The organism is Streptomyces sp. NPDC058964 (genome assembly GCF_042741275.1).
Taxonomy (GTDB): Bacteria; Actinomycetota; Actinomycetes; order Streptomycetales; family Streptomycetaceae; genus Streptomyces.
Genome location: NZ_JBHYKH010000229.1, coordinates 1 through 11,017 on the forward strand (window position 1 = coordinate 1; position 11,017 = coordinate 11,017).

The 11,017-nt window shown below is 73.5% G+C and carries 11 protein-coding genes; 5 read left to right on the top strand and 6 right to left on the bottom strand.

The genetic code is table 11. The annotated features are described in order from the left end of the window. Both ACFW2E_RS25720 and ACFW2E_RS25725 read left to right on the top strand, forming a co-directional pair. Window positions 1–979, top strand: a 979-nt coding sequence (locus ACFW2E_RS25720) for an FGLLP motif-containing membrane protein (protein ID WP_384469435.1), incomplete at its 5' end; no start/stop codon positions are given. 48 nt (window positions 980–1,027) lie between these two features. Further along, the gene (locus ACFW2E_RS25725; protein WP_384469436.1) at window positions 1,028–1,954 is read left to right on the top strand and encodes an oxidoreductase; all 927 of its coding nucleotides are present in this window, start codon (window positions 1,028–1,030) and stop codon (window positions 1,952–1,954) included. Window positions 1,955–1,958: 4 nt separating this feature from the next. On the opposite strand, the gene ACFW2E_RS25730 is transcribed toward ACFW2E_RS25725, so the two are convergent. From ACFW2E_RS25730 to ACFW2E_RS25745, 4 genes are read right to left on the bottom strand one after another with little or no spacing between them, the layout of a single operon-like run. Then, window positions 1,959–2,162 (bottom strand): hypothetical protein, encoded by a 204-nt coding sequence (locus ACFW2E_RS25730; RefSeq protein ID WP_384469437.1) that lies wholly within the window; start codon window positions 2,160–2,162, stop codon window positions 1,959–1,961. 29 nt (window positions 2,163–2,191) lie between these two features. Next, window positions 2,192–2,542: a nitrite reductase small subunit NirD gene (gene nirD / locus ACFW2E_RS25735; protein WP_384469438.1), complete on the bottom strand. Its 351-nt coding sequence runs from the start codon at window positions 2,540–2,542 to the stop codon at window positions 2,192–2,194. Beyond that, window positions 2,539–5,148 (bottom strand): nitrite reductase large subunit NirB, encoded by a 2,610-nt coding sequence (nirB, locus tag ACFW2E_RS25740; protein ID WP_384469439.1) that lies wholly within the window; start codon window positions 5,146–5,148, stop codon window positions 2,539–2,541. The genes nirD and nirB overlap by 4 nt, the downstream gene beginning before the upstream one ends. Further along, the gene (locus tag ACFW2E_RS25745) at window positions 5,148–6,368 is read right to left on the bottom strand and encodes an NAD(P)/FAD-dependent oxidoreductase (RefSeq protein WP_384469440.1); all 1,221 of its coding nucleotides are present in this window, start codon (window positions 6,366–6,368) and stop codon (window positions 5,148–5,150) included. The genes nirB and ACFW2E_RS25745 overlap by 1 nt, the downstream gene beginning before the upstream one ends. 240 nt (window positions 6,369–6,608) lie before the next feature. Between ACFW2E_RS25745 and ACFW2E_RS25750 the strand changes: the two genes are divergently transcribed. From ACFW2E_RS25750 to ACFW2E_RS25760, 3 genes are all read left to right on the top strand, one after another. Then, window positions 6,609–7,109: a hypothetical protein gene (locus ACFW2E_RS25750; protein WP_384469441.1), complete on the top strand. Its 501-nt coding sequence runs from the start codon at window positions 6,609–6,611 to the stop codon at window positions 7,107–7,109. A 10-nt stretch (window positions 7,110–7,119) separates the two neighbouring features. Further along, a complete protein-coding gene (locus ACFW2E_RS25755) occupies window positions 7,120–8,403 on the top strand; it encodes a sensor histidine kinase (RefSeq protein ID WP_384469442.1) in 1,284 nt (427 codons plus the stop codon). 75 nt (window positions 8,404–8,478) lie between these two features. Beyond that, on the top strand, window positions 8,479–9,132 hold the full coding sequence (locus ACFW2E_RS25760; protein WP_384469443.1) for a LuxR C-terminal-related transcriptional regulator: 654 nt from the start codon (window positions 8,479–8,481) through the stop codon (window positions 9,130–9,132). A 9-nt stretch (window positions 9,133–9,141) separates the two neighbouring features. Here ACFW2E_RS25760 and ACFW2E_RS25765 read toward each other — a convergent pair whose 3' ends face one another. After that, window positions 9,142–9,762 (bottom strand): class F sortase, encoded by a 621-nt coding sequence (locus ACFW2E_RS25765; protein ID WP_384469444.1) that lies wholly within the window; start codon window positions 9,760–9,762, stop codon window positions 9,142–9,144. A gap of 112 nt (window positions 9,763–9,874) precedes the next feature. Next, a complete protein-coding gene (locus ACFW2E_RS25770) occupies window positions 9,875–10,426 on the bottom strand; it encodes a hypothetical protein (protein WP_384469445.1) in 552 nt (183 codons plus the stop codon). Between the last annotated feature and the right edge of the window lie 591 nt (window positions 10,427–11,017).

Here is an 11,017-nt window from a genome sequence, read left to right on the forward strand (position 1 = left end):
CCCCGCCGACGTCTCGTGGGCGCTGAAGGACCTGGCGGGGTCGGCGGCCATGGCCGCCTGGTTCCTGATGCTGGTCCTCCAGCGGGAGCGGGCCTTCCCCAGCCAGTTGGCCGACAACGCGATAGGCCGCTGGTGGCGGCGCCGTCGGCAGGGGCGGCCGGCACGGCCGCCGCGGCTTCCCGGGTGGGCCAGGATGTGCGGGTTCGCGCTCCTCGGCGGCTCCCTGGCCGTCTGGGCCGACGCCCGGACCGGCATGAACCCGTCGACCGCGGTCAAGACCGTCGGTGCCGCGGTGTCGATGCTGATCGTCCTGGTGACCTACGAGAAGACCAAGGACTCCCTGCTCCGCCCGGCCGGTGGCGGGATCCGGTCCGAGCTGCGGGTGGTTCCGGCAGGGCTGCTGCTGGCGGTCCTGATGACGGCGATGTCCCGGTTCCTGGAGTTCCCGGTCCCGTACGTCTACGGTCTGATCGCCGTCTACATAGTGTTCAGCACCCCACGCCCCGGTCCGGGCGCCATGCCGAAGGGGCAGGCGGTCCTCATCGGCGGGATCTGCGTGCTGGCCGCCGCGGTGCTCGTCTGGGTGCTCGGCGCGCCCCTGGTCGAGTCCGTCCAGCGGGAGCACGCCACGCCGGCCGGCATCCGTTACGCGATCGCCTACGCCCTGGGCCTGGCCGTCGTCGGCGGCATCGAGGTGGTGGTGTTCGGCCTGCTCCCGCTGTCCGGCATGGACGGGCACGCCCTCAAGCACTGGAACAAGCCCGCCTGGTACGCCCTCTACCTGACGGGTCTGACCTTCTTCTTCCACGTCCTGCTGCACAGCCTCCACCCGGGGGTGGGCAACCGCCTCGCGGCCGACGAGGACCTGCGCTGGTGGACCCTCGGCATAGCCACCGCCCTGTTCCTGGCCGCCTGGGCCTTCTCCCTGCTCCTGCGGTGGTACGTGGCGCGTTACGAGCGGCGCACCCTGCCGGCCTGACATTCTGGGGCCGGTGATTCCCACGGCACCCCCGGAAGGACCGGACCCATGCCCGGCTGGACCGCGCACGACATCCCCGGCCAGTCCGGCCGCCTCGCCGTCGTCACCGGAGCCAACAGCGGCCTCGGGTACGTCACCGCGCGGGAACTGGCCCGCAGAGGTGCCCGGGTGGTACTCGCGTGCCGGAGCGGGACGCGGGGCACAGAGGCCGTACGCCGGATGACGGGCGAACTGCCCGGCGCAGACGTGGAGTTCCGGCGGCTGGATCTGGGGGACCTGGCATCCGTGCGGGAGTTCGCGGAGGGGTTCCCGTACGACCGCCTCGATCTGCTCGTCAACAACGCCGGGGTGATGGCGCCTGCGTACGGGACGACGGCGGACGGGTTCGAGACGCAGTTCGGGGTCAATCACCTGGGGCACTTCGCCCTGACCGGGCTGCTGGCCCCCGCGCTGCTCGCCGTGCCCGGGGCACGGGTCGTGACGGTGTCGAGCATGATGCACGCGCTGGCCAACATCGACATCCGTGACCTCAACAGCGAGCGCGGGTACCGGCGTTGGATCGCCTACGCCCGCTCCAAGACCGCCAACCTGCTCTTCACCCACGAGCTGGCGCGCAGGCTGGCGGCCGGCGGGGCGGACGTGGTCGCGGCCGCCGCCCATCCCGGGTACGCCGCCACCAATCTCCAGACCGCCGGACCCAGGGCCGAGGGGCGCCGGGGCGCCGAGCGGCTGATGGAGGCCGGCAACCGGGTCTTCGCCCAGTCGGCGGAGGCGGGCGCCCTGCCCACTCTGTACGCGGCGACCGCCCCCGGTGTGGGGCCCGACTCCTTCTTCGGGCCTTCGTTCGCGATGTGGCGGGGCGCCCCGGCGCGGTCCTGGCGGGCGCCGTGGACGCTCGACGACGAGGCGGGGGCACGTCTGTGGGGTGAGTCCGAGCGCCTGACGGGCGTGACCTGCGACTCGCTCAAGGCGTGAGCGGTCAGCGGGCCGCCCCGCCGACCACCACCAGGCCGGTGCCGACGACGGAGGCCGCGTCGTCGGCGGCGAGGTACAGGACGGCGGCGGCCACCTCCGCGGCGGCCGAGGCGCCGGCCGAGAGGCGGCCGAGAGGCGGCCGAGGGGGAGGGCGGCCCTGGCCCGCTCGGTGCGGCCGACCCCCCGTCTCGCCCGGTCGCAGGGTCACGGCCGTGACGGTGGCACCGGGGCAGGTCTCTAAGCGGCCTCCACCTCGTACGTGGCGACGCGCACCGTCTCGTCGTCCAGGCACTGCCCGGAGGCGAGGTCGAAGCGCTGCTTCAGCAGCGGCGAGGCGACGAACGGGCGCCCCTGGTGGGTGCCGGTCAGGCCGCGGGAGAGGACCGCCGCGCCGCCGAACGGATCGCGGTTGTCGATCGCGTACACGTCTCCCGCGCGGTCGAGGAAGATCGCCGCCTGGCGCCCGTCGGGCAGCAGCGCCGCCACGCCGCGGCCCGGCGTCAGTGCGGTCAGGTCACAGATGGTCAACCAGTCCTCGTCCAGCCGCAGCCGGATCTTCAGGGCGGTCGTCTCGGGTGCCAGGGTCATCGCTGGGCGCTTCCTTCCAGGGGACGGTGGCCGATGGTCAGCAGCGGCAGGTCGGGCTTCATCTGGTCGCGCTCGGGGACGAAGCCGACGACCGGGTCGGGGGTGTCGGGCGCGTTCACGAAGGACACGAACCGGGCGAGCTTGTCCGGGTCGTTGATGGTGGTCGCCCACTCGTCGGCGTAGTGCGCCACGTGGTCGGCCATCAGGGACTCCAGCTCCTCGCAGATGCCGAGGGAGTCCTCCACGACCACGTCGCGCACATGGTCCAGGCCGCCGGGGATCCGCTCCAGCCAGGTCGAGGTGCGCTCCAGGCGGTCGGCCGTACGGATGTAGAACATCAGGAACCGGTCGATCAGGCGGACCAGTTCGGCGTCGGAGAGGTCCTGTGCGAGCAGGTCCGCGTGGCGCGGGGTGGCTCCGCCGTTGCCGCCGACGTACAGGTTCCAGCCGTTCGAAGTGGCGATCACGCCGAAGTCCTTCGACTGCGCCTCGGCACACTCGCGGGCGCAGCCGGAGACGGCGGACTTGAGCTTGTGCGGGGAGCGCAGCCCCCGGTAGCGCAGCTCCAGGTCGATCGCCATCCGCACGGAGTCCTGGACGCCGTACCGGCACCAGGTCTGGCCCACGCAGGACTTCACCGTGCGCAGCGCCTTTCCGTACGCGTGCCCCGACTCGAAGCCGGCGTCCACCAACCGGGTCCAGATCAGCGGCAGTTGTTCGACGCGTGCGCCGAACATGTCGATCCGCTGGCCTCCCGTGATCTTCGTGTAGAGGCCGAAGTCGCGGGCGATCTCACCGATCACGATCAGGCCCTCGGGGGTGATCTCACCGCCCGGGATGCGCGGGACGACCGAGTACGAGCCGTTCTTCTGGAGGTTGGCGAGGAAGTGGTCGTTGCTGTCCTGCAGCGCCGCCTGCTCGCCGTCCAGCACGTAACCGCTCGCGCCGATCGAGGGGGCGAGGGACGCGATGATCGACGCCACGGCCGGCTTGCAGACCTCGCAGCCGTCGCCGCCCCGGGCGCCCTCACGGCCGTAGCGGTCGAGGAGGTCCTGGTAGGTGTTGATGCGCAGCGCGAAGACGATCTCGTACAGCTCCTCGCGGGTCCGCGCGAAGCAGCCGCACAGGCCCTTGTCGACCTCGACGCCGCTCGCCTCCAGCTCGGCGGTGACCAGCTGGCCGAGCACCTTCACACAGCTGCCGCAGCCGGTACCGGCCTTGGTGCACTTCTTCACCTCGGGCACGGTGGTGCAGGAGTGCTCCGTCACCGCCCCGCGGATCGCGCCCTTCGACACGTTGTGGCAGGAGCAGATGACCGCCTCGTCCGGGAGGGCGGAGGGGCCGAGCTGGGCGGGGGCGCCCGCGCCGGCGGGCAGCACCAGGGACTCCGGTGAGACCGGCGGGACCGAGCCGGTGAACGCGCGCAGCGTGCCGTACGCCTCCGCGTCGCCGACCAGGATGCCGCCGAGCAGCGTGCCGTCCCGTCCGATGACCAGCTTCTTGTACAGGCCCGCCCGGGAGTCCGAGTAGACGACGTCCAGGCAGTCCTCGGTGGTGCCGTGCGCGTCGCCGAAGGAGGCCACGTCGACGCCGAGGAGCTTGAGCTTGGTGGACAGGTCGGCCCCCGTGAACGCCGACTCCTCCTCGGCGATGGCCGCGGCGGCCGTCTCCGCCTGCTCGTAACCGGGCGCCACCAGGCCGTACACCCGGCCGTCCGAAGCCAGCGCGCACTCGCCGATCGCGAACACGTGCGGGTCGGTGACCGTGCGGCACTGCTCGTCGACGGTGATGCCGCCGCGCTCGCCGACCGCCAGCCCGCAGTCCCGGGCCAGCTGGTCGCGGGGCCGCACTCCGGCGCTGAACACCACGAGGTCGGTGGCGAGTTCGGAGCCGTCGGACAGTTTCATGCCGGTCACGGCGCCCGAGGCGTCCGTCACGATCTCCTGCGTGCCCACGCCGGTGTGCACGGTCAGGCCCATGTCCTCGATGGTGCGCAGCAGAGCCGCGCCACCGCCCTCGTCCACCTGCACCGGCATCAGGCGCGGCGCGAACTCGACGATGTGGCTGGTGAGCCCGAGCCCCTTCAGCGCACCGGCCGCCTCCAGTCCGAGCAGGCCGCCGCCGACCACCGCGCCGGTCGTGGCGCGGGTCCGCGCGTACTCCTCGATCGCGAGCAGGTCCTCGATCGTGCGGTAGACGAAGCAGCCCTCGGCGTCCTTGTTGGGGACGGGCGGAACGAAGGGGTAGGAGCCGGTGGCCAGCACGAGGACGTCGTAGTCGACGACGAGCCCCGAGCGGGCGGTCACCCTGCGCGCCTCGCGGTCGACCGTCTCCGCCGGATCGCCCACGTACAGCTCGATGCCGTGGTCCCCGATGAACCCCATGTCGGTCATGGAGAGGTCCTCAGGGCTCTTCCCCGAGAAGTACGAGGTCAGCTGCACGCGGTCGTACGCGGGACGCGGCTCCTCGCACAGCACGACCACGCGGTGCGTGGCGGTCAGGCCGCGCTCGGCGAGCGCTTCGAGGAAGCGCTGGCCGACCATGCCGTGGCCGACGAGCACGATCGTGGGGCGGGAACGGTCCCCACCGGGTGCGGTCGTGGACATCAGGAGCCTCCATCGTTGGTGAGCAGGTGGAGCAGTGGGGCGCCGTCCGACGGGAGCGGCTCTGCTCCCTCCCAGGCGCGGGCGAGCGCGCCGACGGTGCCGAGTTCGCCGACCAGGACCCCGCCGACCAGCCGGTCGTCACGGACGACGACCTTGCGGTACGTGCCCCGGGTGGCGTCCGTGAGCTGGACGACGTCGTCGCCGGGGAGCGGCTCGGTCTCGCCGAACGCGGCGAGGTCGAAGGGGGAGTCGGGCCCGGTCAGGGTGAGCCGGGTCAGGGAACGGGTGCCGGTGTAGCGGGCCTCCGCCCGTCCGGCCAGCAGCTCGGCCAGCGCGTCGGCCTGTTCCAGCGCCGGAGCGGCCAGGCCGTAGACCGTGCCGTCGTGCTGGGCGCAGTCGCCGATCGCGTGGATGTGCGGGTCGGAGGTGCGCAGCTCGTCGTCGACGAGGATGCCCTTGCGGACGGCGAGACCCGCGTCCTGGGCGAGACCGGTGCGGGGACGGACCCCGCAGGCGACGACCACGAGGTCGGTGCCGAGGGTGTACCCGTCGGCCATCTCCACGGAGCGGACCGCGCCGCCGACGCAGCGCACGTCCCGCACCCGGCACTCGGTGTGGACCTCGACGCCGAGGTCCCGCAGGTGCCGCAGCACCAGCTTCGAGGCGCTCGGGTCGAGCTGGCGCTCCATCAGCCGCTCGGCCTGCTGGGCCAGGACCACCTGGGCCCCGCGCACGGCGAGCGCGCGGGCCGCGGACACGCCGAGCAGCCCGCCGCCGACGACGACCGCCCGCACACCGGGCCGTACCGCCGTGGACAGGCCGAGGCAGTCGTCCATGGTGCGGAACGCGTGCACGCCCTCGGGGAGTTCGTGGCCGCCCGCCCCGAACAGGCCGCGCAGCGGCGGCAGTACGGGGTTGGAGCCGGTGGCCAGGACCAGCGTGCCGTATGCGATCACCGAGCCGTCCGCGCAGGCGACGGTCCGCCGGGCGCGGTCGATGCCGGTGACCCGGGCACGGGTCAGCCCCGTGGGTGCCGGGAGGGTGATCACCTCCGGGCCGTAGCGGCCGGCCAGCACCTCGGCGAGCAGGACCCGGTTGTACGGGCGGTGCTCCTCCTCGCCGACGAGCAGCGCGGGCGTGCCGAGCTCACCGAGCCGGCGGGCGAGACGTACGCCCGCGAGTCCGGCGCCGATCACCACCACACGCGTATTCGAGGTCATGCAACGCAGCGTGCGGTGCCGACGTTACCCGGTGACATCACCTCTGTTTCCCGTGAGGAACGCTGCCCTCAGCGGGAGCGGCGAGGGGATGTGAGGGTTCGGGGCGCCTGTCGGGCGGGGCTGTGAGGTGGGGTCAACCGAACCCCCGGCCTCCGTGCGGGCACCATCGTGTACGACCGACGCGGGCGCAACGCTGGAGGGGTCGGGTTCCCACAGCTCACACCCCAGGGGGAAGCAACCATGGACAGCGCCCGGGACGTCCCTGCCCGCGACACCGCCGCCGTACGGGTCTGGCAGGCCGTCCGCGAGCCCTTCGCGGCGGCCACCTGGAGCCGTGTCGCGTATGCGCTGCTCGCCCCGCCGCTGAGCGCCGTGTGCGTACCGCTGGCCCTGCTCGGGATGCCCACGGGGCGGTGGCAGCGGGCGCTGGTGCGGCGTCTCCTCGGCGCCGACGTGCCCGGCGGAGGCCGCGCGGGCCTCGGCCACGCGCTGCTCGCCACCCCGCTCAACCTCGTCACCGCGCTCGTCACCCTCTACGGCTGGTCCCTCGTTCCCATGAACCTGGGCTGGCCCCTGCGCGCCGGCTCCGACTGCTCAGACGCCTGGGGCGGACCGACCTTCGCCGGGGCCTGGGCGTTCCACGCGGTCGTGGGAGGCATCGGGTTCCTGCTGCTCATGCCGTGGCTGGGCCGGGGCCTGGCCGCGCTCCAGCTCCGTGTCGCCAAGTCGCTCCTCTCCTAGGTCGGGCCGCATGCCGCACCGTCTCCGCTCCCTCGCCACCGCCACCTTCGGCCCGCGCGCCCTGGCCGCCCTGCTCTACGGTCTGCTCGCCCTCCCGCTCGCGATCGTCGTCTGCTGGCTCACGCTGGCCGGGCTGGCCATCGGCGCGGTGCTGTCGGTGACCGCGCTGGGGCCGTGGCTGCTGGCCGGGACGGTGCGCGGGGCGCTGGCGGTGGGCGCGCTGCAAAGGGTGCTGGCCCGGCGGCTGCTCGGGCTGGAGATCGAGGCACCGGTGCTGCCCGCCGGCGCCGGTGCCCTCGGCTGGCGGCGGGCCCTGCTGGGGGAGCGGGCGGGGTGGCGGGCGGCCACCTGCGCGGTGTTGACTCCGTTCACAGCCGTTCTGGGATACGTGGCCGCCGCCGTCGGGTACGTCTACGGCGCCCTGTTCACACTGCACCCGCTGCTCTCACGCTGGAACTACCACACCGTTCACGAGCCGGACGGGTCGGTACGGCACGTTTCACTGGAGTTCTCCGGTTACCAGGTCGACACCTGGCCGCGCTGGTTGATCCCGTTCACAGCCGGGCTGCTGCTGCTCGCCCTGGCCCCGCACCTCCTGCGGCACGCGCTCACACCCCACCGTGCCCTGTTGACCGCGCTGCTCGGCCCGGACGCCGCCGACCGCCGTATCCGCACCCTGGAGGAGACCCGCGCACACGCCGTCGAGGACGCGGCCGCCACCCTCCGCCGTATCGAGCGCGACCTGCACGACGGCACCCAGGCCCGCCTGGTCGGCCTCGCCATGCATCTGACCGTCATCCGCGAACTGGTCACCGCCGGCGCGGCACCCGACCGCGTCCTGGCCGCCGTCGACACCGCCCGGGGCAACGCCACCCAGGCCATCACCGACCTGCGCCACCTGGTCAAGGGCATCCACCCGCCCGTGCTCGACGAGGGGCTGCCCGCCGCCCTGGCCACCCTCGCCGCGGACAGCGTCCTCCCGGTCACCCTCGGCACGGACATCGGCACCCGCCCCGCCCCCGCCGTCGAGTCCATCGCCTACTTCTGCGCGGCCGAACTCCTCGCCAACGCCGTCAAGCACAGCGGGGCGAGCGGAGCGACGGTCGACGTCACCGCACCCGACGGACTGCTGCGCCTGCGGGTCACCGACGACGGCCGCGGCGGCGCGGTCGTCGGAGCCGGCTCCGGCCTCACCGGCCTGCTGGCCCGCGTCCGCACCGTCGACGGCACGCTGGTCTGCGACAGCCCGCCCGGAGGCCCTACGGTGGTCACCGTCGAACTGCCCTGTTCCTGAACCCCCTTCACAGGCGACCACACCGATCACACCGATCACGCCGATCACGCCGACCCACGCCCCGAACGGAGCCGCATGCGCGTCGTCATCGCTGAGGACTCGGCCCTGCTCCGTGACGGACTCGTCCAGCTCCTGGGCCTGCGCGGAGTCGAGGTCGCGGCGGCCGTCGGCGACGCCGGGGCACTGCTGACCGCCGTCGCCGACCACGCGCCCGACGTCGCCGTCGTCGACATCCGCCTGCCGCCCACCCAGACCGACGAGGGCGTACGCGCGGCGCTCCGGCTGCGCGCCGAGCACCCCGGCACCGGGGTCCTGCTCTTCTCCCAGTACGTGGAGACGACATACGCGTCCCGGCTCCTCGGAGACCCGGCCGGGTTCGGGTACCTCCTGAAGGAACGGGTCGCCGACATCGCGGAGTTCGTCGGCGCGCTCGAGCGGGTCGCGGCGGGCGGCACCGCGCTCGACCCCGAGGTGGTCGCCCAGCTCTTCGGCGCGAGCCGCCGTGCCACCGCCCTGGACGCGCTCACCCCCCGCGAGCGCGAGGTGCTCGCGCTGATGGCCGAGGGACGCACCAACCACTCCATCGCCACGGCGTTCACCGTCTCCGAACGGGCCGTCGAGAAGCACGTCGCCAACATCTTCGCCAAGCTCGACCTGCCGCCCTCGGAGAAGGGCCACCGGCGGGTGCTGGCGGTGCTGCGCTACCTGGAGAGCGGGCGGGCGGCCTGAACCGGCGGCTCAGCGGCTCCCGGTGAGGTGCGCGAACACGACCACGTTCCCCTGGTAGCCGGTGGCCTTCGAGTAGCCCCCGCCGCAGGTGATCACGCGCAGCTCGGGGCGTCCGGCCGCGCCGTAGACCTTCTCGTCGGGGAAGTTCCGCGCCTGGTAGACCTCGACCGCGTCGACCGTGAACACCGCCGTGCCGCCGTCGCGCCGCTCCACCTCGATGTCCGCGCCCCGCTTCAGGGCACCGAGGTCGTAGAAGACGGCGGGTCCTTCGGTGTTGTCGACGTGGCCCGCGACGATCGCGGTGCCGGTCTCGCCGGGCGTGGTGCCGGCCTCGTACCAGCCGGCGAGGTTCTTCTCGGCGGCGGGCGGGACGTCGAGGCTGCCGGACTTCGTCAGGGCGAGGCCCGTCAGCGGGGCGTTCACCCGGATCGAGGGGATGCGGATGCGGGTGGGCGGGGACGGTGGCAGCGCGCCGGCCGAGAGGCGTTCCCCGCCCGGATCCGGACGGCTCTCGGCGGCGGCCGGCTGGGGCGGGGCGTGCGTTCCCACGCCGCCTCCCAGCAGGAACACACCGGAGCCCAGGGCGACCAAGGTGACGGCGGCTATCGCGGTGTCGCCGATCCTGCGCATGCGAACCCCTCTCCCGGAACGTGACCTCCGGCCCCCTCCGGGCCGCGAGGGGCGTCGGACCCGGAGGGAGCGGGACTTGCGGTACCGGCTGACGGACAGCGGAGGGTGTCCGTCAGAACCCGTCGCCTCTCGCTCGGCGATGCAGGAGCCAGGTACCGCCCGCGGCGGCGACGGCCAGAGCCGCCACGCCCGCCGTGGTCTGTACGGGGTCGGGGCCCAGCGCGCCGCCCACCCCCGTCTTCACACTTCCGCGCGGCTGCACCTGTTCGTGCGCCGCGCTCAGCGCCACCACCAGGTCGCCCGTCACCTTCCGGCCGCCCTCGGCGCACTTCGCGACGATCTCGTACGTCCCGGGCTGCGCGCTCGAGGGCACCTGGAACTGCCCGATCGCGTCTCCCTCGTGCGTGCTGGGTGCCAGCGTGAAGGGACCCGCGCCCACCGCGCTGGCGTCACCCGACGCCGACCCCCTGTCGCCGCACACCTTCGTGTTCACCGTGACCTGACCGCCCGGGAACGCGGTGGACGGGTACACCTCCAGGCTGCCGGCCGCCGAGGTCACCGCGGCACCGGCGTACGCGGGGGCGGCGTACGCGGGGGCGGCGGCGAGCCCCGCCACGACGACGGCGAGCGCGGTACCGGTCAGCATGCGGGCGGTGCGTCGCATGGTGCTCCCTCGAGTCGGACTGCCTTCGGGGGCACGGCTCGCCCGGCACCACCATGTGCCGCCGGGTCGGTCGCGCCCCTGCCCTACCGAGGTAAGTGGCACTCGGCGGAGCCCGCTTCCTGAGGGAGCGTCAGGAACGGGGTGAACGGGTGTCAGGGGGCGCGTCCGTACGGGTTGTCGGAGATACGTTCCTGCAGGTCATCGGCGTCTGCGCGGGCCGTGACGGCGGTGAACACGAACGGCGTCGGCGGCGCGTGTGAACGGGTGACCGCGCCTTTCGTGCGGCGCGCCGGCGGTGCCCACGGCGACCCGGGCCCGTCCGCGTGGCCCGCGAGGCCTTCACCACCTCGATGTCCACCACCTTCGTGCTCGGCGCGGTCGGCATCCCTGACCGCCGGCCTCGTGTCCACCCTCGTGATGCGCGACGGGAGGCCGGAGCGGCCGGAGCAGGCGCCGGCCGGTGAGCCTGGGCCGGTCGCCCGGCCGGTCGCGCCGCGGGAAGAGGGCCGGGGGGGGCCGCGGGGGGGCCCCCCCCGCCCCCTGGCCGGGGCGGTTAAAAAAAAAAGCACCCCCCCTCGCAAGGATCAAAGC

Coding starts and splice junctions, on each gene's coding strand:
- ACFW2E_RS25725 (WP_384469436.1), top strand. CDS start 1,028: ATGCCCGGCTGGACCGCGCACGACATCCCCGGCCAGTCCGGCCGCCTC.
- nirD (WP_384469438.1), bottom strand. CDS start 2,542: ATGACCCTGGCACCCGAGACGACCGCCCTGAAGATCCGGCTGCGGCTG.
- nirB (WP_384469439.1), bottom strand. CDS start 5,148: ATGTCCACGACCGCACCCGGTGGGGACCGTTCCCGCCCCACGATCGTG.
- ACFW2E_RS25745 (WP_384469440.1), bottom strand. CDS start 6,368: ATGACCTCGAATACGCGTGTGGTGGTGATCGGCGCCGGACTCGCGGGC.
- ACFW2E_RS25750 (WP_384469441.1), top strand. CDS start 6,609: ATGGACAGCGCCCGGGACGTCCCTGCCCGCGACACCGCCGCCGTACGG.
- ACFW2E_RS25755 (WP_384469442.1), top strand. CDS start 7,120: ATGCCGCACCGTCTCCGCTCCCTCGCCACCGCCACCTTCGGCCCGCGC.
- ACFW2E_RS25760 (WP_384469443.1), top strand. CDS start 8,479: ATGCGCGTCGTCATCGCTGAGGACTCGGCCCTGCTCCGTGACGGACTC.
- ACFW2E_RS25765 (WP_384469444.1), bottom strand. CDS start 9,762: ATGCGCAGGATCGGCGACACCGCGATAGCCGCCGTCACCTTGGTCGCC.
- ACFW2E_RS25770 (WP_384469445.1), bottom strand. CDS start 10,426: ATGCGACGCACCGCCCGCATGCTGACCGGTACCGCGCTCGCCGTCGTC.